Here is a 24,509-nt window from a genome sequence, read left to right as displayed (position 1 = left end):
GGTCAGGCGTCGCGGACCAGCGTCAACAGGCGGTCCAGCACGCGGGGGCCGCTCGCCCGGACGCCGTCGTGCTCGTACTCGTCGGTCACCCAGGTGCGCAGACCGCCGATGGAGCGGGCGGTGTCGAGGGAGTGCGCGGTGTCGACGTACATGTCGTCGTGGTAGACGGCGGCGGCGACGGGCACCCGGTTGGCGGCGAGGCGCCGCGGGTCGTACAGCGACGGCCAGTGCGCCCGGGCGGCGAGCAGCTCGGCGGTCTCGCGCAGGGGGCGCAGGGCGGGGTCGGTCTCGAAGTGCCAGGGGTGGATGCTCTCGCCGGTGAAGAGCAGCGGCTCGTCGCCCGTGAGGGTCTTGGCCGCGTCGAACCGGGGGAACTCCGCGCGGACCCGCTCGGCCGCCCAGCCCGTGGGGCCTTGGCCCTGCGCGTAGATCGCCTCGTGGAGAAGGGCGTACAACGGGTGGCCGGCGTACGAGAGGTTGGTCTGCACGGCCTCGAGGAAGGTGTCCGAGAGCGCGGGGCCGGCGAGTGTGCGGACGAAGGCGTTCTCCAGGAGGTAGTGCAGCTGGTGGCTGCCGTCACCGGTGCCGAGCAGGATGCCGAGGGACTGGAAGGCTTCCGGCGTCAGCACCTGGCCGTTCGGCAGGACCGTGCGGTGTTCCACGAGGTGTGCGGCGATACGGCGGGCGCGTTCGACGTCCTGCGGGTATCGCGCGTAGTGGGCCTCGGCCTTGCGCCGGACGCGCGGGTAGGCGGCGCGGTAGACGTCGTCGGCGGTGGCGGTGAGCGAGGGCAGGCCGCCCGTGATGAGCACGGTGCGCAGGCCCTCGGGGGCGGCGGAGAGGTAGTGGGTGGCGCAGAAGCCGCCGAAGCTCTGGCCGAGCACGGTCCAGGGGGCGCCCCCCGCGAGCCGTCGGCGGATCAGTTCGCAGTCCCTCACGATGGCGTCGGCCCGGAAGTGGGCGAGGTAGTCGGCCTGGGCCCGTGCGTCGCCGCGTGCCGGGAGCGTCTGGCGGTTGGCGGGGGTGGAGAGGCCGGTGCCGCGCTGGTCGAGGAGCAGGACCCGGAACTCCTGTACGGCGCGGCCCAGCCAGGCCTGCGTGCCGACGAAGCGGCGGGCGCCGAAGCCCGGCCCGCCTTCCAGGTACACGAGCCAGGGCAGGTCCGCGCCGGCCTGTCCGGAGGCCACGACCTCGCGCGCGTAGAGCTCGATGTGCTCGCCCGAGGGGTCATCGTGGTCGAGCGGGACGGTGAAACGACGGTCGGTGAGGACGACGCCCGGCTGGCGGTAACTGATCAACGCTGCTCCTGTTCGACACGCCCCCGCCCGGACAGTGGAACACACCGGGCCGGGACGTGGTGGGGTGGGCCCGGCCGGGCCTGACCACCGGGCTGGGCACACGGGCGCACGGCCCTCCGGCGGCCGTGTGCCCGCAGTTCGGGGGATCCCTCTGTCGGGCGATTGCGCGGACGGGGCCGCGGCGCCCGTGGGGACGGACGCCTCGGCGTCCCTGGACGTGCCGGTCACGGGGTATCCCGGTCACCGGCTCGGGATGTCACGGCCGTTCTCAGGAGGTGGGGAAGGAGTCCGCACTGCGGATCCGCTCCCTCACCCAGACGCCCGCGGGCTTGAGTGAGCCGGTTCCGGCCCACGGCCCGCCGGCCGCGCAGGTGCCGCTCTTGAAGACGGCGCCGCTGCGGTTGTCGTCGGAGAAGTTCCAGTTGACCCAGCTGATCTTCTTGCTCGCCATCAGGTCCAGGTAGCGCTGTGCCATCGCGAAGTCGTCCGCACCCTCGCCCGCGTGGTCCTGGGTGCCGAACTCGGTGACGAAGACGGGCAGCCTGTCGGCCGCGCGGGAGAGGGTGTTCAGGTACTCGTCCCGATGGGAGGCGGCGTAGAAGTGGAAGGTGTACATGATGTTGGCGGCGTTCACCGGGTTGGCGACCACCTCGGTCTCGTCGGCCCCCTCGGAGACGCCGAAGGAGGACCAGGCCCGGGTGCCGACGAGGACGGGGGTGTCGGGGTCCTTGGCGCGGATGACCGGGATGAGCTCCTCGGCGTAGCTCTTGACGCGGGACCAGCTGACGCCGCTGGGCTCGTTGGCGATCTCATACAGCAGGTTCCTCTTGTCGCCGTGGCGCCGGGCGATCTCGGTGAAGAAGGTCTTGGCGCGGGCGAGGTTGTGATGCGGGTCGCCGGGGGTCAGCATGTGCCAGTCGACGATCGCGTACATGCCGCGGGCGGTGGCCTGTTCGATGGCGGAGTGCACCAGGTCCGTGTACTTGCGGGGGTCGGTCTCGTAACCGCCCTCCTGGATGTACATGGAGACGCGCAGGACGTCGGCCTTCCAGTCGTCGGCGAGGGCGTTCAGCGAGCCGGACGTGACGCACTGGCCGTACCACTGGAGGCCGTGCGTGGACATGCCGCGCAGTTGGACGGGCTTGCCGTACTGGTTGCACAGCTTGGTGCCGCAGACCGTGAGCTGTCCGTTGATGTCGACCGGCGTCGTGCCACCGGGGGCGGTTGAGGTGTCCACCCTCAAATGATCCACGTTGGGTCCGCCGGCCGTGGTGGTGGCCGTGGCCCGGACGGTGTTGGTGCCCGCCTTGAGAGCGGCGGTGACGGCGGCCGTGCTCCAGGAGTTCCAGGCTCCGGTGCCCGGGAAGGCCCTGGCCGGGGCGGCGGCGCTGCCGTTGACGGTGACGTCCATGGGCCGGTTCGTGGCGGTGCCGTTGGCGTAGCGCAGGGTCAGGGTGGCGGTGCCGGCCCGGGTCGCGTCCACCTTCCACTCGATGTATCCGCCGGTGGCGTTGTCGTAGTCCACGAAGCCGGTTCCGGTGAAGCCCGTGTGGTCGGACTCGACGGCTCCCCGGGAGACCGTCGCGTTCTCGGCCTCATGGGTGACGGGGGCGGCCTGTCGGGTGAGGGGGGCGGCCGGGGCGGGGGGCGCGGTGGTGAGGCCGATGAGCAGGGCGGCGACGAGGGTGCCGGCGGCGCCGGCCGAGCGTGTCCAGATCCGTGCCGGTCTCATGTGGGGGCTCCCTTGGCATCGAGGGACATGGCATTGCCGGACGTGGCGTTGACGGACGCACAAGACTGGAAGGAAACTTTCCTAACCTACCTTCAGGATGAATAGCAGCCCTCGCCTGAGCTTGCAAGGTGCATGACGAGACTGCGTCCGCCGGCCGCCTCTCCGGGGCGGCCGGCGAGGGCGTTCGGGGGCACTCGTGGCCCGACCCGTACGGTCCCGACCCGTACGGCCCCAACTCGTACGACCCGACTCGTACGGTCCCGGCCCGTGTGCGCACGCCCCGGACCGCTCCTAGCGTGGTCGCATGATCCGGTTCGAGCAGGTCAGCAAGGTCTATCCGGACGGAACGACCGCCGTGGACGACCTGTCCTTCGAGGTCGCGGAGGGCGAACTGGTCACTCTGGTCGGCCCGTCCGGCTGCGGCAAGACGACCACGATGATGATGGTCAACCGGCTCGTCGAACCCACATCGGGCCGCGTCCTGGTCGCCGGCGAGGACGTCTCCGCGGTCGACCCCGTCGAGCTGCGCAGGCGCATGGGGTACGTCATCCAGCAGGTCGGCCTCTTCCCGCACCGCACGGTCCTCGACAACACCGCCACCGTCCCGGCCCTGCTCGGCTGGAAGAAGGCGAGGGCCCGGGCCCGGGCGGCGGAACTCCTCGACCTGGTCGGCCTGGACCCGGCGACGTACGGCGCGCGGTATCCGGCACAGCTGTCCGGAGGGCAGCGCCAGCGCGTCGGCGTGGCCCGGGCCCTGGCCGCCGACCCTCCCGTCCTGCTCATGGACGAGCCGTTCGGCGCGGTCGACCCGGTGGTGCGCGAGCATCTGCAGAACGAGTTCCTGCGCCTCCAGGCGAGCATGCGCAGAACGGTCCTGCTGGTCACCCACGACATCGAGGAGGCCGTGCGGATGGGTGACCGGATCGCGGTGTACGGACAGGGGCGCATCGAGCAGTTCGACACCCCGGCCGCGGTGCTGGGCACGCCCGCCAACTCCTGTGTGGCCCGTTTCGTGGGCGCCGACCGGGGCCTGAAACGGCTGTCGGTCACCGAGATCCAGCCGGACGACCTGGAGGAACCGCCGGTCGCCCGGCTGGACGAGACGGCCGCGGTGGCGGCGGCCCGGATGCGCGCCGAGGGGGCCCGCTGGGCGGTCGTCCTGAACGCGGCGGGTGAACTGCACGGCTGGGTGTCGTCGGAGGCCCTCTCCCTCGCGGGCGAGCAGGGCACCGTGGGCGACCTGGCGCGGCGCATGGACGCCTGGGTACCGGTGGGGGCGCCGTTGAAGCAGGCGTTCAGCGAGATGCTCCAGCACGACGCGGGGTGGGTCGCGGTCCTGGAAGGCCACCGCTTCCTCGGTGTGCTGACCCCGTCCAAGCTGCACGAGGCGCTGCGCCGCTCGGTCGACGCGGATGCGCACGGGGTGGGGCGCGCGGAGGTCGGGTTCGACTCGGTGGCGGACGTCTGAGCGCGCTCAACGGCGCCCCCTGTCTCCGGAGGAGGGAGGCGACGCGGTGGGGTCTCCCCCGTGCCCGGAGGGCCATGGGGGAGCGTACGGGGCTCCGCGGGCCGGGCGGGACTTCAGGGATACGGCCGCCTAGGCTGGACGGGTGAGCGATACCTGGCCTTCGAACACTCCGGGACTTCTGCGGCTGCCCTCCGGGCGGCTGGTGCGCGGGCGCGGTCTACGACGGCCCCTGGCCGCGGAACCGGGAACCGACGGAGTACCGGTGCTGCCCGAGTGGGGCGTGTACCTCCTCGGCGGGACGCCGCCCGAGGTCCCCTGGGCATCGCGCTGGCTGCGCTGGCCGGATTTCCGTCTGCCCAGCAGCCGCGCACAGGCCCGTGAGGTGTTCGAAGAGGCGTGGGACCGCGCCGCGCGCGAGCGCGTCGAGTTCGCCTGCGGCGGCGGCCGCGGCCGCACCGGCACGGCCCTGGCCTGCCTGGCCGTTCTCGACGGGGTCCCGGCGGACGAAGCGGTGGAGTACGTCCGCCGGCACTACGACCGCCGCGCGGTCGAGACTCCCTGGCAACGCCGCTACGTCCGGGATTTCACCGCCACCGCCTGACTCCTGCCGCCCGGTCGTCGGCCACCGCCCGACCACTCACTGGGGAATCCGGCCTCGTCGCCGTACGCCGCGTCTCACTGCCCGGTCGCCCTCTTCTACCGGCAGAACCCGCACGCTTACGGTGTGCTGACCCTGTCCGTGTGATCAAGGCGGTGCCGCATGTCCCTTTTCGATCTGCCCCTCGACCAGCTCCGCGCCTACCGGAGTTCGTCCATCGAGCCGGAGGACTTCGACGACTTCTGGGCCAAGACGCTCGACGAGGCCCGCACATACGACCTGGACGCGCGTTTCGAGCCGGTCGAGACGGGTCTGTCGACGGTCCAGGTGTACGACGTGACGTTCTCCGGCTTCGGCGGCCACCCCGTGAAGGGCTGGTTCGTGGTACCGGCCGGGGCGGGCGGACCACTGCCCGTGGTGGTGGAGTTCATCGGCTACGGCGGCGGGCGCGGCCTGCCGCACACGCATCTGCTGTGGGCCTCGGCCGGGTTCGCCCACTTCGTGATGGACACCCGCGGCCAGGGCAGCGGCTGGGCCGGTGGCGACACCCCCGACCCGGTGGGCAGCGGGCCCGCGTTCCCGGGCTTTATGACCCGGGGCGTCGAGGACCCCTACGCGTACTACTACCGGCGGCTGTTCACGGACGCGGTACGGGCGGTGGAGGCCGCGCGCTCGCACCCGCTGGCCGACGCCGCCCGCACGGCTGCCGTCGGGGTCAGCCAGGGAGGCGGGATCACCCTGGCCGTCAGCGGGCTGGTGCCGGATCTGCTGGCCGTCGCACCGGACGTGCCCTTCCTGTGCGACTTCCCCCGGGCGACGACGATCACCGACCGCCAGCCGTACCGGGAGGTGGGCAGCTACCTGAAGACGCACCGCGGGCGCAGGGACCAGGTGATGGGGACCCTCGCGTACTTCGACGGCGTGCACTTCGCGGCGCGCGCCACGGCGCCCGCGCTCTTCTCGGCGGCGCTGGAGGACCTGACGTGTCCGCCGTCCACGGTGTTCGCGGCGTTCAACGCGTACGCCCACGCCGACAAGGAGATCGAGGTCTACCACCACAACGACCACGAGGGGGGCGAGGCGTTCCAGCAGGCGGCCCAGCTGCGCTGGCTGCCGGCGAGGCTCACGGCGTGACGAGGGCCGGGAGGGAGCCGCGGCCGACGGGAACGGCGGCCGGGCCGGACGTCCACGAGAGGTGACGGTCCGGGAGTCGGGCGCCAGGCGTCGTCACCGGGCGGGGGCGGGGGCTGGGCGCGCGTCGGACATCGGGCTCGGGCATCGGACATCGGACATCGGACATCGGACATCGGGGCAGGGAACGGCGGACGGATGGGCCCGGACCGCACAGGGCCGCGTGGGCCCCGGACGGCTCAGCGCAGCAGCTTCCTCGCCACCAGGTAGTTCCTGGCGACGTCCTCGGGCAGCCGCCGCCAGCTGTCGACCTGCTCGTTCAACACGGCCAGATCACCCGTGGTGAGGACGGCGTTCAGTTTGCCCAGGGCCTGCACGACCCCGGGTGCGCCGGCCCGGGAACGGTTGACGACGGGCACGATGTGGTCGGCGTTCTGGAGGTGCTTGTCGTCGGCGAGCAGCACCAGTCCGAAATCGTCCAGCGTGGCATCGGTGGTGGTGGTCAGGACCATCTGGTCCTGACCACTCTGGACGGCCTGCTTGGCCTGGGTGGTGCCGACCCCCTTGGGGTCGACCGCGGTGATGTCGATGCCGTACGTCTTTCTGAGCCCTGGTGCGCAGTAGGGCCGCTGGACGCATTCGTCGCCGGCCGCGAGCCGGACCGGCAGCCCCGCGGCTCCGAGGTCGCTGAGGGTCCTCAGCCGGTGCCGCCTCGCGTAGGACCGCGTCACGGCGAACGCGTTCTGGTCGGCCGCCCTGCCGGGGTCGAGGACGGTGAGGCCGCGCGGCGTGGCGAGCCGGCGCAGCCCGGTCATCGTGGTGGTCAGGTCGGGTGAGCCGACGGGCGCCGCGTCCGGCCCGTTGACCTTGGCGTTCAGCCAGTCGGCGAAGGTCGCGGCGTACTCGGGGACGACGTCGATCCGGCCGTTCTCCAGGGCTGGTTCGTACAGCTCCCGGTTGGTGACGGACAGGATCCGGGCCCGGTAGCCCGCTCGTTCCAGGAGCAGGGCGTACATCCGCGCCAGCAGGTCGCTCTCGGTGAAGCCGGCCGAACCGACCGTCAGGTGCCTGCTGTCGCCCGGCGGCGCGGTGATCTCGCCCTCGGTCTCCAGTGAGGGCCCGGTGGTGCAGGCGGTGACGGCCAGCAGGAGCGCGGCCGACACCGGGGCGGTGCGTGCGCTCATCCGGTGGCCCCTCCCTCGGTCCGGTCGGGCGCGAGTCGCCGCACGGCTTCGAAGATCCCCTCCACCAGGAGAGCGAAGGCGGCGACGAGGACGGCTCCGGCGACGACCTGGGGCGTGGAGGCGAGGTTGAATCCGGCCGTGATGATCCGTCCGAGACCACCGCCGCCGGCGAGCGCCGCGACCGTGGCGGTGGCGACGAGTTGGACCGCGGCGATCCGTACCCCGGTGAGGACCAACGGCATGGCGAGGGGCAGTTCCACCCGGAACACCAGCTGTGACCCCGTCATGCCCATGCCCCTGGCGGCGCGTACCACGTCGGGATCGACGCCCCGCATCCCGGCGTAGGCGTTGGTGAGCAGGGGCGGTACGGCGAACAGCACGAGCGCGATGACGGTGGGCCATGCGCCGTACCTCCCGATCGGGCTGAGCAGCAGCAGGACGAGCACGGCGAAGGTGGGAACGGCACGGCCGGCGTTGGAGACGTTCACCGCGAGCGCACCGCCCTTGCCGAGGTGACCGAGGACGAGGGCGACGGGCAGGGCGATGGCACAGCTGAGCGCGAGGCACACGACCGTGAGGTAGAGGTGCTCGGCGAGGCGGCGTGCGATGCCGCTGTCACCGGACCAGTTGGCCGCGCTGGTCAGCCAGTCCCAGGCGGAGACGACGGTGTTCACGGGGTCCGTTCCCGGGTCCAGGGGGTGAGCAACCGCTGCGCGAGGAGGAGCAGCAGGTCCGCGACGACGGCGATGACGACGCACAGGACGGAGGCGGTGAGTACCTGGGCCTTGAAGTAGGTGTTCATCCCGGAGTAGATGAGGTTCCCGAGGCCCCCGTAGCCGACGATCGCGCCGATGGTCACGAGGGAGACGGCCGAGACGGTCGCGATCCGCAGTCCGGCCATGGCCGCGGGCAGCGCCAGCGGGAGTTCGACGGCGAGGAGGAGCCGGATCGGCCCGTAGCCCATGCCGCGCGCGGCCCGCCGCGTCTCCTCGGGCACGGCCCGCAGTCCCGCGAGGATGTTGCGGACCAGCAGGGTGAGCGAGTAGAGCACGAGGCCGCAGACGACGAGGGCGGCGGACAGTCCGTACACCGGCAGGAGCAGCGAGAACATCGCGAGTGACGGAATCGTGTACAGGACGGTCGTCAGTCCGAGCACCGGCGCGGCCGCCCCTCGCCAGCGTCGGGCGGCGACGGCCAGCGGGAGGGCGAGCAGGAGCCCGATGAGGACGGACAGGAACGTCAGCTGGAGGTGCTGGAGGACGGCGTCCCGGAGGATCTCGGCGCGGCTGGTGAGGTAGGCGCCGCAGAGCCACTCGTTGCGCGCGAGGCAGTCGTCGGGGGGCGCGGTCACCCGTCCATTGGAGCCCGGGAGGCGGGTGGCCGCCCGTCATGCTGGGCTGTTCGGGCTCCCCGTGCCGGAGCCGGGCGGGTCGTGCGTCCTGCTCGGGCGGGTGGCGTGCCGGTGGCGGGGGCCTGAGGGGGGCGGGTCCGGCCGTCCCGGGCCACGGGCGCACCCGTGCGACGTGGGGCGGCCCGTGACGCGCGCCGCGTCCGCACCCGCTCACCCCTCCGGCTCACGCGCCGCGTCCGCACCCGCTCACCCCTCCGGCTCACGCGCCGCGTCCGCAACAGCGCGCCCGCCCGCTCACCCGCAGTCCGCGCCTGTGCCCCCGAAGGCGGACAGGATGCGCTCGGCGGCGAGCGTGGGTGTCAGCTCACCGTTCCTGACCTGCTGTTCCAGGGCGGGCGTGAGGGTCCGTACGGCCGGATGGGCACGCAGGCGGCCGAGGAGTTCGTCGTGGACCATGGCCCAGGCCCAGTCCACCTGCTGGGCGCTCCGCTTCGCCGCCAGCCGGCCGCCCGCCTCCAGGAGCGCGCGGTGCTGTTCCAGCCTGTCCCAGACGCCGTCCAGCCCGGAGGACTCGCGGGCGCTGCAGCTGAGCACCGGCGGGGTCCAGGCTGCGTCGGCGGGATGCATCAGCCGCAGCGCGCCGGCGAGTTCGCGGGCGGCGGCGCGGGCGTCCCGCTCATGCGGGCCGTCGGCCTTGTTGACGGCGATGACGTCGGCCAGTTCCAGGACGCCCTTCTTGATGCCCTGGAGCTGATCGCCGGTGCGGGCCAGCGTGAGGAGCAGGAAGGTGTCGACCATGTTGGCGACGGTGGTCTCGGACTGGCCCACGCCGACGGTCTCCACCAGCACCACGTCGTAGCCCGCCGCCTCCATCACCACCATGGACTCACGGGTGGCCTTGGCCACCCCACCCAGGGTTCCCGCGCTCGGTGACGGCCGTACGAAGGCGGCCGGGTCGACCGCCAGCCGTTCCATACGGGTCTTGTCGCCGAGGATGGACCCACCGGTGCGCGTGGAGGAGGGATCGACGGCGAGTACCGCCACCCGGTGACCGAGGCCGGTGAGCAGCGTCCCGAACGCGTCGATGAAGGTGGACTTGCCCACGCCCGGCACCCCGCTGATGCCGATCCTCCGTGCGTTGCCGCTGTGCGGCAGCAGTTCGGTCAGCAGTCGCTGGGCGAGACCGCGGTGGTCGGGCCGGGTGGACTCGACGAGGGTGATGGCCCGGGCGATCCAGGCCCGCTTCCCGTCGAGTACACCCTTGACGTAGCTGTCGAGGTCGATGGGCATGCGCCGCTACAGCCCGTCGTGGCCGAGTGCGGCGCCGAGGCGCTCCACCAGGTCGTACGCCGCGTCCGGGATGACCGTGCCGGGCGGGAAGACCGCCGCGGCGCCCATCTCCAGCAGCGTCGGCACGTCCTGCGGGGGGATCACCCCGCCCACGACGATCATGATGTCCTCGCGCCCCTCGGCGGCCAGCTCCTCGCGCAGCGCGGGGACGAGGGTGAGGTGGCCTGCCGCCAGGGAGGACACGCCGACGATGTGGACGTCCGCCTCGACGGCCTGGCGGGCCACCTCGGCGGGGGTCTGGAACAGGGGGCCGACGTCGACGTCGAAGCCCAGGTCGGCGAAGGCGGTGGCGATCACCTTCTGGCCACGGTCGTGGCCGTCCTGGCCCATCTTGGCGACGAGGATGCGCGGACGGCGGCCCTCCGCCTCCTCGAACCGGTCGACCAGGGTCCGGGTGCGATCCACGGAAGGCGACTCCCCCGCCTCGTTCCGGTACACACCGGAGATGGTACGGATCTGGCCGGCGTGGCGGCCGTAGACCTGCTCCAGCGCGTCGGAGATCTCACCGACCGTGGCCATCGCACGGGCGGCGTTCACGGCCAGCGCCAGCAGGTTGCCGTCCAGGCCCGGGCCGGGTTCCCGCCCGGCCGCCTCGGTCAGCGCCCGCAGCGCGTCCTGACAGGCCGTCTCGTCGCGCTCCTCCCGCAGCCGCCGCAGCTTGGCGATCTGCTGGGCGCGTACGGAGGAGTTGTCGACCGCTCGGACGTCGATCCGCTCGTCGGTCTCCACCCGGTACTTGTTCACGCCGATCACGGGCTGCCGCCCGGAGTCGATGCGTGCCTGGGTACGGGCGGCCGCCTCCTCCACCCGCAGCTTGGGGATGCCCGCGTCGATGGCCCGGGCCATGCCGCCGGCCGCCTCGACCTCCTGGATGTGCTGCCAGGCCTTCCGTGCCAGGTCGTACGTCAGCCGCTCGACGTACGCGCTGCCGCCCCAGGGGTCGATCACCCGGGTCGTGCCCGACTCCTGCTGGAGCAGCAGCTGGGTGTTGCGGGCGATCCGCGCCGAGAAGTCGGTGGGCAGGGCCAGCGCCTCGTCGAGAGCGTTGGTGTGGAGCGACTGCGTGTGTCCCTGGGTGGCGGCCATGGCCTCCACACACGTACGGGTGACGTTGTTGAACACGTCCTGCGCGGTGAGCGACCAGCCCGACGTCTGGGAATGGGTGCGCAGCGAGAGCGACTTGCTGTTCTTGGGGTCGAACTGCTTGACCAGCTTCGCCCACAGCAGGCGCGCCGCGCGGAGCTTGGCGATCTCCATGAAGAAGTTCATGCCGATCGCCCAGAAGAACGACAGCCGGGGCGCGAAGGCGTCCACGTCCAGTCCGGCCTCCTGCCCGGCCCGCAGGTACTCCACGCCGTCGGCGAGGGTGTAGGCCAGCTCCAGGTCGGCCGTCGCCCCGGCCTCCTGGATGTGGTAGCCCGAGATGGAGATCGAGTTGTAGCGCGGCATCTTCTGCGAGGTGTAGGCGAAGATGTCGGAGATGATCCGCATGGAGGGCCGCGGCGGATAGATGTAGGTGTTGCGGACCATGAACTCCTTGAGGATGTCGTTCTGGATGGTCCCGGCCAGCTTCTCGGGCGGCACGCCCTGTTCCTCGGCGGCGACGATGTACAGGGCGAGCACGGGGAGCACGGCACCGTTCATCGTCATCGACACGGTCATCCTGTCGAGCGGGATGCCGTCGAAGAGCTGGCGCATGTCGTAGATCGAGTCGATCGCCACGCCCGCCATGCCGACGTCACCCGTCACACGCGGGTGGTCGCTGTCGTACCCCCGGTGGGTGGGCAGGTCGAAGGCGACCGACAGGCCCTTCTGGCCCGCGGCCAGGTTGCGCCGGTAGAAGGCGTTGGACTCCTCGGCGGTGGAGAAACCGGCGTACTGACGGATGGTCCACGGCTGGTTGACGTACATCGTCGGGTACGGGCCGCGCAGGAACGGCGCGATACCGGGCCGGGTGTCCAGGAAGTCCAGCCCCTCCAGGTCCCGGCCGGTGTACAGCGGCTTGACCGCGATGCCCTCCGGCGTCTCCCAGACCAGATCGCCGACGCTGGAGCCGGTCGACTCCTTGACCGCCGTCCGCCACTGCTCCTCGGTGATCTCCGGGGCGGCGTCCGCCGGCCGGCCGGCACCGGGACCGGCACCGGTGCCGTCCGCGGTCGGGAGGCCCTGGTCGGTCGTGTCGGGCCGGGCGGCCCCGTCGGGGGCCTCCGGGGCGAGGGGGACCTGCGAGAAGTCCGGAATGTGCGTCACGCCGCAACTCCCATGCGGTCGAGGGTGGAAGACAGGACGGCCACAGCGTCACAGCCCGCGAATACGTACTCGTCGACCCCGGCGTGCTCCGCGGGCCTGCCCGCGAGGAACACGCGGCTCGCGCCGGCCTCCTTCAGCGCCGCCGCCACCGCCTCGGCCTGCTCCTCGTAGAGCGCGTCGCCGGAGCAGAGGCAGGCGATGTCCGCCCCGCTCCGGGCGAACGCCTCGGCGACCGTGGCGGCGTCCACCGGTACGGGATCGTGGACGGGTTCGACGCCGCCGGCCTGGAAGAGGTTGGAGGCGAACGTGAGGCGAGCGGTGTGCGCGGAGGCAGGACCGAGCGCGGCGAGGAAGACGCGCGGGCGGGCACCGGTGGCGGCGAGGTGGGCGTCGGAGCGGGCGCGCAGCGCCTCGTACTCCTCGTCACGGCGCACCCGGGGCAGGCCGCCCTCGTTCCTCGGGGGCTGGGCGGAGGGCTCGCGGTGGACGGGCTTCTCGCCGAGGTTCGGGAACTCGCTGACACCCGTGACCGGTTCGCGGCGGCGGGCGAGGCCGCGTCGGCGCTTCTCCCAGGTGGCGGCGAGCCGTTCGCCGACCAGCCCGGAGCCGAGGGCCGCCTCCTGACCGCCGGCCCGTTCCAGTTCCTGGAAGAACTCCCAGGCCGCGTGGGCCAGTTCGTCGGTCAGGCGCTCCACGTACCAGGAGCCGCCCGCCGGGTCCGCGACCCGGCCCAGGTGGGACTCCTCCAGCAGGATGGTGGAGGTGTTGCGGGCGATGCGGCGGGCGAAGGCGTCCGGCAGGCCGAGCTCATGGTCGAAGGGCAGCACCGTCACCGCGTCGGCCCCGCCCACGCCCGCGCCGAGGCAGGCGATCGTGACCCGCAGCATGTTCACGTACGGATCACGACGGGTCATCATCACCGGAGAGGTCACGACGTGCTGGAGCTGCCCTCCCGCGTCCCCGGCGCCGCACGCCTCAGCCACCCTGGCCCACAGCCGGCGCGCCACCCGCAGCTTGGCGACGGTCAGGAACTGGTCGGCGGTGGCGGCGTAGCGGAACTCCAGCTGCCGGCAGGCCGCTTCGACGGACAGCCCGGCACCGGTGAGGTACCGCAGGTAGGCCACTCCGGTGGCCAGCGAGGCGCCCAACTCCTGCGCGGCGGAAGCCCCCGCCTCGTGGTAGGGCAGTGCGTCGACGGTCAGCGCCCGCAGGCCCGGATGGCTCTCGTGACAGAGCCGGGCGAGTTCCACGGCGTCGGCCGGGTCCACCGGCCCGCCGGTACGGGCGGCGAGGCCCAGCGGGTCCGCTCCGAGGTTGCCGCGCGCCGCCTCACGGGCCACGCCCCGCTCCTCGTACAGCCGCAGCAGCTCCCGAGCGGCGGCATCGCTCTCGCGGCCCGCGTCGAGCACCACCGGCGCCAGGTCGAGGTAGACCCCTTCGAGGGCCTGGGCCAGACCGCTCACGGGCACACCGGCTCCGCCCACGGCCAGCCACAGCGAGGTGACGCCGTTCTCCAGATCCGCGAGCACCGCCTCGTTGGCACGCCCGGGCTCGGGCAGCCGGTGCTGCTGCCGTACGTCCCAGCCGCCGACAGGCCTGCTGCCGCGGACGAACGGGGGAAAGCCGGGGTAGCCGGGGCCGGGAAGCGGGCCCCGCCCGGCGCCGCGTGCCGGGTCGGCGGCGTCCGTACCGGCGCCGCCCCCGGTGTCCCGCGCGGTGTAGAGGGGGCGCACCGAGAGCCCGTCCTCCAGCGTCGTCGCGAGGGCGTCGTCGGCCGCGGTTTCGGGCACGTCCTTGCCCGACTTGCGCAGCACCGCTGCTACGAGACTCTGCCACTGGTCGTGAGTGGCGTCGGGGAACTCGGCAGCGAGCGAAAGCCCGTCATCAGGCAGAACCGTCATGGTCGGATGCTAGGCCAGCGCCCGGGACCAGCAGCAGGGCCAACCGATGTGACCTTTCCCTCGCTTCCGGGGCGTCGGTCTCCGGGATGGGAGCGGGCATCCCGGCGCCGGGGATGGGGGGACGGACGGGTTGTCCCGGTAGCCCCGCTTGCCCCGCTTGCCCGGCGATGCCCGGCGATGCCCGCGAACCCCCTTACGGGCCCATCACCCGGCACCGGCCGCGCCCGGGGAGGAGGCCGACGCGGGGTGCCGCCGCCGGCGCCCACGACCGGGCCGCGGGCACGACCCCGTCCACGCTGCGGCGCGGTCGCCCAGCGACCCGGCCACCCGGCGACCCGGCCACCCGGCGGCGCAGCCCTGGGCCCGCTCCTGTCCGAGCGCTCCGCCAACGGCCCCGACCGGCGGTCTGGGGTGGGGCCGGGGTTCGGGGGGGCCTGGGCGGGGCCGGGCCCCGGGGGGGGCGGGCTCGGGGGGGGGGGGGCGGGCTCGGGGGCCGGGCTTCGAGTGGTCGGGGTTCGGGGCCGCGGGACAGGACACCGACCCGCGAGGCCGGCGCCGCCCACGGCCCGCACCCTTCCCGGACGACTCGGACGACACGGACGACACGGACGGCACGGGTGACACGGCCCGCACCGGGCGACGGGAACCGGGCGGAAGGCCCTGGACGTCGGCATGGGGCACCGGGCGGACGGCCCTGGACGTCGGGCATCGGACGACCACAGCCGCAGGTGAGTCGCCGGGCGTGGCCGTGGACACGGACGTCACCGCCGCCCCCTCCACCTGCCGACACCGACACGTTTCCGCCCTGTGCACGCTCGGACGGCGGCCCGTCCCGGAGGGCCCCGAAGTGCCGAACGGCCGTTCGCCCGGCGGAAATCCGGCCGGAAAAGCGGTGCACGCTTCTTGACCCCGACAACACGAACAGGCCAACATCTGGCCTCGGAGAGCGCTCTCCCGCACCATCTCCCCCCAACTTGAGGAGAACAACCCATGGCCAGAGCCGGCCTCATCCTGGCGGTACCACCACCGCGCCCCTTCGTGACCGCTCGTCAAGGCGTCGCGGGGGCCGTCGTGACCGCGCTCGTCGCCACGCTTCTGCTGTTCGCCCCGGCGGACAAGGCACAGGCCGCGCCCGTGCTCCTTTCCCAGGGCAAGTCGGTGACGGCGTCCAGCCAGGAGCACATCGGAACCCCCGCGACCGCGGCGGTCGACGGGGACAACGGAAGCCGCTGGTCGAGCGCGGCGTCCGACCCGCAGTGGATCCGCGTCGACCTCGGCTCGCAGTCGACCGTGAACCAGATCGTGCTGCGCTGGGAGGCCGCGTACGCGAAGGCGTACCGCATCGAGTTCTCCGGGGACGGCACGAACTGGTCGACGGCGTACTCGACCTCGGCGGGCACGGGCGGCACGGAGACCCTGAACGTCTCCGGCTCGGCCCGCTATGTGCGGATGTACGGGACGACCCGCGCCACCGGATACGGCTACTCGCTCTGGGAGTTCCAGGTGTACGGCACCGCGGGTGACGGCGGCGGCCCGACCATCCCGGGCGGCGGCGACCTGGGCCCCAACGTGCACGTCTTCGACCCCTCCACGCCGGGCATCCAGGCCAAGCTGGACCAGGTCTTCAAGGAGCAGGAGTCGGCCCAGTTCGGCAGCGGCCGGCATGCCTTCCTGTTCAAGCCCGGCACGTACAACGGCCTGAACGCCCAGATCGGCTTCTACACCCAGATCGCGGGTCTGGGCCTGCGCCCGGGCGACACCACCATCAACGGTGACGTGACGGTCGACGCCGGCTGGTTCAACGGCAACGCCACCCAGAACTTCTGGCGCGGCGCGGAGGGCCTGACCCTCAACCCGGTCAGCGGCACCAACCGGTGGGCGGTCTCCCAGGCGTCCTCGTTCCGGCGTATGCACGTCAAGGGCGGCCTGAACCTGGCGCCGAACGGCTACGGCTGGGCCTCCGGCGGGTACATCGCCGACAGCAAGGTCGACGGCCAGATCGGCAACTACTCGCAGCAGCAGTGGTACACCCGTGACAGCTCCATCGGCGGCTGGTCCAACTCCGTGTGGAACCAGACCTTCTCGGGCGTCGAGGGCGCTCCGGCCACCTCGTTCCCCGAGCCCCGCTACACCACGCTCGACACCACGCCGGTCTCGCGCGAGAAGCCGTACCTCTACCTGGACGGCAGCGAGTACAAGGTGTTCGTCCCCGCCAAGCGGATCAACGCGCGCGGCACCACCTGGGCGAACGGCACCCCGCAGGGCGAGTCGATCCCGCTGAACCGCTTCTACGTGGTCAAGCCGGGAGCCACCGCCGCCACGATCAACCAGGCGCTGGCGCAGGGCCTGCACCTGCTGTTCACCCCGGGCGTCTACCACGTCGACCGCACCATCGAGGTCAACCGCGCCAACACGGTCGTGCTGGGCCTCGGCCTGGCCACGATCATCCCCGACAACGGCGTGACGGCGATGAAGGTGGCCGACGTGGACGGCGTCAAGCTCGCCGGCTTCCTGATCGACGCCGGACCGGTCAACTCCCCGACCCTGCTGGAGATCGGGCCCCAGGGCGCATCCGCGGACCACGCGGCCAACCCGACCACGGTCCAGGACGTGTACATCCGCATCGGCGGCGCCGGTGCGGGCAAGGCCACCACCAGCATGGTCGTGAACAGCGACGACGCGATCGTCGACCACACCTGGGTGTGGCGCGCCGACCACGGCGAAGGCTGGGGCTGGGAGACCAACCGCGCCGACTACGGCGTCCGCGTCCACGGCGACGACGTGCTCGCCACCGGTCTGTTCGTCGAGCACTTCAACAAGTACGACGTCGAGTGGTACGGCGAGCGCGGACGGACGATCTTCTACCAGAACGAGAAGGCGTACGACGCCCCAAACCAGGCCGCCATCCAGAACGGCGACACCAAGGGGTACGCCGCCTATCGCGTGGACGATGCGGTGAACACCCACGAGGCGTGGGGCCTGGGCAGCTACTGCAACTACAACGTCGACCCGACCATCCGCCAGGACCACGGGTTCAAGGCACCCGTCAAGCCCGGAGTGAAGTTCCACAGCCTGCTGGTGGTGTCCCTCGGCGGAATGGGCCACTACAACCACGTCATCAACAACACCGGCGCCTCCACCGTGCCGGCGGGAACCTCGACCGTCCCCTCGACGGTGGTCTCCTTCCCCTGAGCGGTGACGCCATGGCACTCCGGCCGGCCTGACGGGCCGTGAGTGAGGCGAAGAGCACGCCGCCCGGGCCCGGGCCCCTCCTTCGGGAGGCCCGGGCCTCCGCGCGGCACCCCGACGAGGAGCGGTCCGCCGCGGCCGTCGCGCCCCGCCATGCCCAGCGGGCCCCGGGTACGGGCTCCGCGGGACGGGGAGCCTGCCGAGTGCGGAAGCGTGCGCGACACGTTGACAGTCGTACGTCCTCGCGACACTCTCGGAGAGCGCTCTCCAGCTGTCGCCACGCGCCGGCTCACCACTCCCGCCGCCCTCGTCGGGCCGCGTTCCCCGCCTTCCGCCGCTTCCCCCGCTTCTCCTGCACCTTTCCCCTCCCTCCCCTTCTCGCCTCCGCCGGGAGCCAATGTGTTCAGACCCCCCGCACTTGTCCCCGCCCGCCCCGCAGCGGGCGTGCTGATCCTCTCCCTCGGCGCTCTGCTGGCGTCGTCGCTCACCCTCACCGCAGCACCGAGGGCCATGGCCGCCGACACCCTGTTGTCCCAGGGCAAGACCGCTACCGCCTCGTCCCAGGAAGGAGCCGCGTACGCCGCGTCGGCGGCCGTCGACGGCAACCTCACAGGCACTCGCTGGTCCAGCCAGTGGTCCGACCCGCAGTGGATCCAGGTCGACCTGGGGAAGAAGGCGAACCTCAGCCGGGCCGTGCTCACCTGGGAGGGCGCCTACGGCAAGGGGTACGAGATCCAGGCGTCGGACAACGGCACCGACTGGACCACCCTGAAGAAGGTGACCGACGGAGACGGCGGCACCGACGACCTCGCCCTCACCGGCTCCGGCCGCTACGTCCGGATGCTCGGTACCGCCCGCCCCGGCGGCTACGGCTACTCCCTGTGGGAGTTCCAGGTCTACGGCTCCGAGGGCACGACCCAGCCCCCGCCCGGCGGCGCGGTCAAGGTCACCGGCGCACAGGGCGCGTGGCAGCTCACCGTCGGCGGCCAGCCCTACACCGTCAAGGGCCTGACCTGGGGCCCCTCGATGGCGGACGCCCCGAAGTACCTGCCCGACCTGAAGTCGATGGGCGTCAACACCGTCCGCACCTGGGGCACGGACGCGAGCTCCAAGCCACTGCTCGACGCGGCCGCCGCGAACGGCCTGCGCGTGCTGAACGGCTTCTGGCTCCAGCCCGGCGGCGGTCCCGGCAGCGGGGGATGCGCCGACTACGTGACCGACACCGCGTACAAGTCGACCATGCTCACCGAGATCGCCAAGTGGGTCGAGACCTACAAGAGCCACCCGGCGACCCTCATGTGGAACGTCGGCAACGAGTCCGTCCTCGGCCTCCAGAACTGCTACAGCGGCACCGAGCTGGAGGCCCAGCGCAACGCCTACACGACCTTCGTCAACGACGTCGCCAAGAGGATCCACACCATCGACGCCGACCACCCGGTCACCTCGACCGACGCGTGGACCGGCGCCTGGCCGTACTACAAGCGCAACGCGCCCGACCTCGACCTGTACTCGATGAACGCCTACGGCGACATCTGCGGCGTCCAGCAGGACTGGGTGGAGGGCGGCTACACCAAGCCCTACATCATCACCGAGACCGGCCCGGCGGGTGAGTGGGAGGTGCCCGACGACGCCAACGGCGTCCCGGACGAGCCCACCGACATGCAGAAGCGCGACGGCTACACCAAGGCGTGGGAGTGCACGACCGGCCACCGCGGCGTGGCGTTGGGTGCGACCCTCTTCCACTACGGCCTGGAGCACGACTTCGGCGGGATCTGGTTCAACCTGATCCCCGACGGCCTCAAGCGGCTGTCGTACTACTCGGTCAAGAAGGCGTTCACCGGCACCAACGCGAGTGACAACCTGCCGCCGGTCGTCAGCGGCATGACCGTCACGCCCGCCGGGTCCGCCCCCGCGGGCAAGGAGTTCACCGTCCGCGCCGACATCCGCGACCCTGAGGGCGACCCGGTCACGAACAAGATCTTCCTCAGCGGCAACTACGCCAACGGCGACAAGCGGCTCGTCCCGGCGCAGTTCAGGTCGACCGGCGCCGGCACCTTCGCGGTCACCGCACCCGAGAAGCTCGGCGTGTGGAAGGTCTACATCCAGTCCGAGGACGGCCGCGGCAACGCCGGCATCGAGACGAAGTCCGTGAAGGTCGTCGCCCCGCCGATGACCGGCGTGAACGTGGCCCTGAACAAACCCACCACCGCGTCCAGCGCGCAGGCGTCCTACGGCGACTGCCCGTGCCCCGCCTCGAACGCCACCGACGGGAAGGCCGACACTCGCTGGGCCAGCGACTGGAGCGACCCGCAGTGGATCTCGGTCGACCTGGGGTCACGCGTACCGGTCCGCGCCCTCCAGCTCGTGTGGGACCCGGCCTACGCCAAGTCCTACGAGGTCCAGGTGTCCGACGACGGCACCACCTGGCGCACGGTCCACACCACCACCACCGGCAACGGCGACATCGACACCATCGATGTCGCGGCGACCGCCCGTCACGTCCGTCTCCACCTGACGGCCCGCGGGACGGGCTGGGGCTACTCGCTCCACGAGTTCGGCGTCTACAGCTGACGCACCACGCCCCGGCAGGGGGTGGCGCTCAGCCCCCTGCCGGGTCCCCACTCCTCACCCCGGGAAGAATCTCCTGTCGGTCCCGCAGCTCATCCACGACAAGGCCGGTCTCCGACCCTGAAGGGCGAAGGCCATGGCCGGCCCCGCATCGTGGGCGGTCCGCAGTGCGACACCCCCAGGACCGGACGCGCCCCGTGGCGAGTGCCGCCCGCGACGCGGACCACCGGCCGCCCTGATCGGCGACGGTACCGGCCGCCCGGCCCGTCCCGCCCCTCGCCGGGGGCGGGACGGACCGGGCTTCACGACGTCACCGGTCCGGGGCGGCGGAGCCGGTGGGGTCCGCGCGCCGAACGCCGAGCCCGGCGAACCGGCGGATCCCGTACGGGCGGGCCGATGATGTCCGCGCGCCGAACGCCGAGGCGGGCGCGGCGGCGCCCGCCTCGATCCGTTCGGTCAGCGCCCGGACCGCCCGGCGTCGCCCACCACCACGGCGGCACGCAGGGGCGACGCTCCGGCCGACGGCCCCACGATCACCTGGTAGGTACCCGGCTCCACGCGCCATCCGCCGTCGGTCCGCGACCAGTGCCGCAGCGCGCGTGCCGGAACGGTGATCGCCGCGGTGGCCGCCTCCCCGGGGTCCGCTTCGACCGCCGCGTACCCGGCGAGCCACCGCGGCGGGCGCTCCACCGCCGAATCCGGCCGCGCCAGATAGACCTGGACGACCTCCCGGCCCCGCCGCTCCCCCGTGTTGAGGACGCGGGCGCGGACCGTGAAGGAGTCCGCGTCCGCCGGCAGTACCGCGGGGGCGGTCACTTCCTCGTACGCCCAGGTGGTGTACCCCAGACCGTGGCCGAACCAGTAGGCGGGCTCGCGGCCCTCGCGGAGCCAGGCCCGGTGACCGATGTGCAGCCCTTCGATGTAGGGCAGGACGCCGCCCTCCGGCCGGGTTCCGGTGACGGGTGCGTCGGCGAGGGCGGCGCCCCACGTGGTGGGCAGCCGTCCGCCCGGCTCGGCGCGGCCGAACAGGACGTCGGCGATGCCGTGCCCCGCCTCCTGGCCCGGGAACCAGGTCAGGAGCAGCGCCCCGGCGTCCGCGCGCCACGGCGTCTCCACCGGGCCGCCGGTGTTGAGGACGACCACGGTGCGGGGGTTGGCGGCCGTCACCGCCCGTACCAGCTCGTCCTGGTCGCCCGGGAGCGCGAGCGAGGTCCGGTCGTGCCCTTCCCTCTCGCTGTCCTGTGTGGTGCCGACGAAGACGACAGCGGCGTCCGCGTGCCGGGCGGCGTCGGCCGCCCGGGCGATGGCCGGCCCGCTCTCCACGGGCGGCGGTCCGGCGGTCACCACGACGGCGCGACCGGTGCCCTCGGAGAGTTCGCGCCGTGCCACGACGCGCACCGCGTGCGCGGCCATGAGGGGGAGGCGCGCGTACTGGACGGGCGGGCTCACATGGACCACGGCCGGGTCGTCCGTCTCGCACGGGAACTCACCGTCGATCAGGGCGTGCCCGTCCACCGTCAGGGTCATGCGGCCGAAACCGCCGATGCCGAAGGTCCACTCGCCCCCGACCGTGGGCAGAAGCCTGGCGCTGACCTCCACCACGTGCGCGCCCGGCGGTCGCGGCGGCTCCAGCTGGCAGCCGGACAGGCGGTGACCCGCGTAGAGCTCCTCGCCGGCCGCGTCCAGCACACGCAGCAGCACGCCGGCGAGCCCGTCGCGCGGATTGCGGCACTGCGCCGCCCTGAGCGGTGGGGGAACGGTCAGCGCCGGACCGGGCACGTGGAGGACACGCGACCCGCCGCCGAGGGCGGCGCGGACGGCGTCCAGCGGCGTGATCACGTTCTCCGGGAAGACGCCGGCGCTGCCGCCGCCCTGGACCCTGGGGTCGGTGGCGTGTGCGCCGATCACCGCGACCGTACGCAGGGCGGCGGGGTCGAGCGGCAGCAGGCCGCGGTTGTGCAGCAGGACCGATCCCGCCGCGACGGCGCGCCTCAGCAGTGACGGCACCTCGCGGGAGTGCGCCGCGGCGGGGGCCGCCGGACGGACGGAGGAGGCCACCTCGTCCGGGCTCCCGAGCACCCCGACCCGGCCGGCGAGGCGGAGCAGCCGGCGGACCTTGTCGTCGACGGCCCCCGTGGGCACCTCCCCGTCGAGGACCGCTCGCACCAGGGCCTCGTCCCAGGCACTGCCGGGGCCCGGCATCACGAGGTCCTGACCGGCGAGGGCGGAGGCCACGGTGGACCGCACGGCGCCCCAGTCGGAGACGACGACGCCGTCGAAGCCCCACTCGCTCTTGAGCGGCTCGTGCAGCAGTGGACTCTCCGTCATGGTGGCGCCGTTGACCCCGTTGTACCCGGCCATGACGAGCCAGACGCCGGCCTCGACCGCGGCTTCGAAGGGGGCGAGGTAGACCTCGCGCAGGACCCGCTCGTCGACGCGGACGTCGACGGTGAGCCGTTCGGTCTCGGAGTCGTTGGCCACGTAGTGCTTGGCGGTGGCCGCGGTGCCGTGGGCCTGGATGCCCCGGATGAGCGCGGCGCCGGTACGGCCCGTGAGCTCGGGATCCTCGGAGAAGCACTCGAAGTGGCGGCCTCCCAGCGGCGAGCGGTGCAGGTTGAGGGTGGGGGCCAGGACGATGTGCACCCCCTTGCGCCGGGCCTCGGACGCGAGCAGTCCCCCCAGCCGGGCGACCAGGCCCTCGTCCCACATCGCGCCCAACGCGGAGGCGGAGGGCAGCAGGACGGAGGTGTCGCGCTCGTCCCAGGCCTCGCCCCGTACGCCGGCGGGTCCGTCGGACGTCGCCATCCACCCGAGGGCGACGGCCGGTTCGCCGTGTGTGCGCCAGGTGGTCGCTCCGGTGAGCAGCCGCACCTTCTGTCTCAGATCCAGCTTCTCCAGCAGCCGGTCCAGCTCTTCCTCGGTCACCTGTTCGTTCACCTGTCCGCCTCCTCGGCACCCCACGGGAGAGCGCTCTCCGTGGAGCATGGCCAAGGGGCCCCGAGAGTGTCAACGAGGCGGCCGCGGCGGCCCGGCGGGCCGCGCCGGCGTCCCACCGCGCATCAGGGTCCGGGCCGGTCACTTCTGTACGCGCTCCCGCAACGCGGTTCGCCAGGCCGGGGCTTCGGACTCCCGTACCGGTTCGGCGCTCCGCCCGCCCCGGGCGAAGAAGCCGGCGAGCGGCAGCGTGGCGGCGCCGACCGTGACCGCGTCCGGGCCCAGCCTGCCGAGGTCGATGACGACCCGGCCGGCCGGATAGCTGAGGGAGTACGCGGTGGCGTGGGTGCGCACCGAGGCGAGGAAGCGGGAGCCGAGCTGGAGTCCGGCCCAGCCGCCGATGAGGATGCGCTCGGGCTGGAAGAGGTTGATCAGGCCGGACAGGCCGGCCCCCAGGTACTCGGCCGTCTCCTGGAGGACGGCCTGGGCCACGGCGTCGGGCTCCTCGTCGCCCGCCGGATAGGCGGCGGCGAGCAGCGCCGTCAGGGCGGTCTCCTCGTCGGCACCCTCCGGGGAGCGTCCGCCCGCCTCCCGCCATCTCGCCAGCAGCGCCTCCGCCCCGGTGTACGCCTCCAGGCAGCCCAGCGCGCCGCACCGGCAGCGCCGGCCCCCCACGCTCACGGTGACGTGGCCCCATTCGAGGGCCCTTCCCTGGTCCACCACGTCCGTGACCAGGCAGGCCCCGACACCGGACCCGAAAAGGATCACGGCCACGCTCTGCGCGCCGCGTCCGGCGCCGAACCACATCTCCGCCTGCCCGAGGGTCCTGGCGCCGTTGTCGATGAAGTACGGAACGGAGTCGGGGAGCCGGCAGGACGCGCGCAGCAGCTGCTCCAGCGGGACGGCGTCCCAGCCCATCGTCTGGCCGTGGACGACCGCCCCCCGGTGGGGTGTGGGGGCCACGATGCCGGGCACGCCCACTCCGACACCGATGAGCCGCTCGGGTGCGACGTCCGCGTCGGCGAGCACCTTGGCGATGCCGTGGCGGATGTGCTCCACGATCACGTCGACGTCGTAGCCGTCGCCGGTCAGGGGTCTCTCCACCCGGGCGAGTTCGGTGAGCGTGAGGTCGAAGAGCTCGACCCTGACCCGGGTCTCGCCCACGTCGACGCCGATGAGGTATCCGCTCGTGGGGACGACGCGCAGCAGGATGCGCGGGCGTCCGCCGTCGGAGCCGATGCTGCCCGCCTCCTCGACCAGTCCGTCGGCGGCCAGTTCGCCGACGACGTTGCTGATGGAGCCGGAGCTGAGCCCGGTGGCGGGGCCGAGCGCGTGGCGGCTCATCGGCCCGTCGAAGTACAGCCGTTGCAGTACGGCGGCGCGGTTGCCGCGCCGCAGGTCACTCACCGTACGTCCGTTCCATCCAGCCATGCGGCTCCCCTTCGGTGTGCGTTACCTCGCGAGACGACCTTGCGCGACCCCTTGACGTTACAGCCACCAAGAGCTTAACTCACGTCCTAAATTAAGCCTTGAGGGCATTCAGGAGTTGAAGCCG

The 24,509-nt window shown here is 72.6% G+C and carries 15 protein-coding genes; 5 read left to right on the top strand and 10 right to left on the bottom strand.

Annotated elements, in window-relative coordinates; genetic code table 11:
• Nucleotides 1–2: 2 nt before the first annotated feature.
• Entirely contained in the window at nt 3–1,298 is a 1,296-nt protein-coding gene (locus PUR26_RS06175) for an alpha/beta fold hydrolase (RefSeq protein WP_329869961.1), read from the bottom strand.
• A gap of 268 nt (nt 1,299–1,566) precedes the next feature.
• Nucleotides 1,567–3,030, bottom strand: coding sequence for a cellulase family glycosylhydrolase (locus PUR26_RS06170; protein WP_329869959.1), 1,464 nt, complete (start codon nt 3,028–3,030; stop codon nt 1,567–1,569).
• A 304-nt stretch (nt 3,031–3,334) separates the two neighbouring features.
• On the opposite strand from PUR26_RS06170, the gene PUR26_RS06165 reads away from it, so the two are divergent.
• The 3 genes from PUR26_RS06165 to PUR26_RS06155 all read left to right on the top strand — a co-directional run bounded on the left by PUR26_RS06165 (nt 3,335) and on the right by PUR26_RS06155 (nt 6,230).
• Nucleotides 3,335–4,498 (top strand): ABC transporter ATP-binding protein, encoded by a 1,164-nt coding sequence (locus PUR26_RS06165; protein WP_329869958.1) that lies wholly within the window; start codon nt 3,335–3,337, stop codon nt 4,496–4,498.
• 142 nt (nt 4,499–4,640) lie between these two features.
• Nucleotides 4,641–5,099 carry a protein-tyrosine phosphatase family protein gene (locus tag PUR26_RS06160; RefSeq protein ID WP_329869957.1) on the top strand — a complete coding sequence of 153 codons (459 nt, stop codon included), beginning with the start codon at nt 4,641–4,643 and terminating at the stop codon, nt 5,097–5,099.
• A gap of 159 nt (nt 5,100–5,258) precedes the next feature.
• The gene (locus PUR26_RS06155; RefSeq protein WP_329869955.1) at nt 5,259–6,230 is read left to right on the top strand and encodes an acetylxylan esterase; all 972 of its coding nucleotides are present in this window, start codon (nt 5,259–5,261) and stop codon (nt 6,228–6,230) included.
• 236 nt (nt 6,231–6,466) lie between these two features.
• Here the strand turns inward: PUR26_RS06155 and PUR26_RS06150 are convergent, their stop codons facing one another.
• From PUR26_RS06150 to PUR26_RS06125, 6 genes are all read right to left on the bottom strand, one after another.
• Nucleotides 6,467–7,411: an ABC transporter substrate-binding protein gene (locus tag PUR26_RS06150; RefSeq protein WP_329869953.1), complete on the bottom strand. Its 945-nt coding sequence runs from the start codon at nt 7,409–7,411 to the stop codon at nt 6,467–6,469.
• Nucleotides 7,408–8,085, bottom strand: coding sequence for an ABC transporter permease (locus PUR26_RS06145; RefSeq protein ID WP_329869951.1), 678 nt, complete (start codon nt 8,083–8,085; stop codon nt 7,408–7,410). Before PUR26_RS06145 ends, PUR26_RS06150 begins: the two co-directional genes overlap by 4 nt.
• The gene (locus PUR26_RS06140; RefSeq protein WP_329869949.1) at nt 8,082–8,762 is read right to left on the bottom strand and encodes an ABC transporter permease; all 681 of its coding nucleotides are present in this window, start codon (nt 8,760–8,762) and stop codon (nt 8,082–8,084) included. Before PUR26_RS06140 ends, PUR26_RS06145 begins: the two co-directional genes overlap by 4 nt.
• Nucleotides 8,763–9,056: 294 nt before the next feature.
• Entirely contained in the window at nt 9,057–10,052 is a 996-nt protein-coding gene (meaB, locus tag PUR26_RS06135; protein ID WP_329869947.1) for a methylmalonyl Co-A mutase-associated GTPase MeaB, read from the bottom strand.
• A 6-nt stretch (nt 10,053–10,058) separates the two neighbouring features.
• A complete protein-coding gene (gene scpA / locus PUR26_RS06130; RefSeq protein ID WP_329870161.1) occupies nt 10,059–12,209 on the bottom strand; it encodes a methylmalonyl-CoA mutase in 2,151 nt (716 codons plus the stop codon).
• A 149-nt stretch (nt 12,210–12,358) separates the two neighbouring features.
• Nucleotides 12,359–14,263, bottom strand: a complete 1,905-nt coding sequence (locus tag PUR26_RS06125; protein ID WP_329869945.1) for a methylmalonyl-CoA mutase family protein — start codon at nt 14,261–14,263, stop codon at nt 12,359–12,361.
• A gap of 990 nt (nt 14,264–15,253) precedes the next feature.
• Between PUR26_RS06125 and PUR26_RS06120 the strand changes: the two genes are divergently transcribed.
• Together PUR26_RS06120 and PUR26_RS06115 are read left to right on the top strand one after the other, a co-directional pair.
• Nucleotides 15,254–17,455 carry a discoidin domain-containing protein gene (locus tag PUR26_RS06120; RefSeq protein ID WP_329869943.1) on the top strand — a complete coding sequence of 734 codons (2,202 nt, stop codon included), beginning with the start codon at nt 15,254–15,256 and terminating at the stop codon, nt 17,453–17,455.
• A gap of 396 nt (nt 17,456–17,851) precedes the next feature.
• Nucleotides 17,852–20,023 carry a discoidin domain-containing protein gene (locus tag PUR26_RS06115; RefSeq protein WP_443076985.1) on the top strand — a complete coding sequence of 724 codons (2,172 nt, stop codon included), beginning with the start codon at nt 17,852–17,854 and terminating at the stop codon, nt 20,021–20,023.
• Between the two features lie 453 nt (nt 20,024–20,476).
• Here PUR26_RS06115 and PUR26_RS06110 read toward each other — a convergent pair whose 3' ends face one another.
• The gene (locus PUR26_RS06110) at nt 20,477–22,957 is read right to left on the bottom strand and encodes a glycoside hydrolase family 3 C-terminal domain-containing protein (RefSeq protein ID WP_443076984.1); all 2,481 of its coding nucleotides are present in this window, start codon (nt 22,955–22,957) and stop codon (nt 20,477–20,479) included.
• A 138-nt stretch (nt 22,958–23,095) separates the two neighbouring features.
• The gene (locus PUR26_RS06105; RefSeq protein ID WP_329869941.1) at nt 23,096–24,385 is read right to left on the bottom strand and encodes an ROK family transcriptional regulator; all 1,290 of its coding nucleotides are present in this window, start codon (nt 24,383–24,385) and stop codon (nt 23,096–23,098) included.
• Between the last annotated feature and the right edge of the window lie 124 nt (nt 24,386–24,509).

The organism is Streptomyces sp. SP18CS02, from assembly GCF_036322365.1.
Lineage (GTDB): Bacteria > Actinomycetota > Actinomycetes > Streptomycetales > Streptomycetaceae > Streptomyces.
This window is presented reverse-complemented; position numbering and strand designations above follow the sequence as displayed.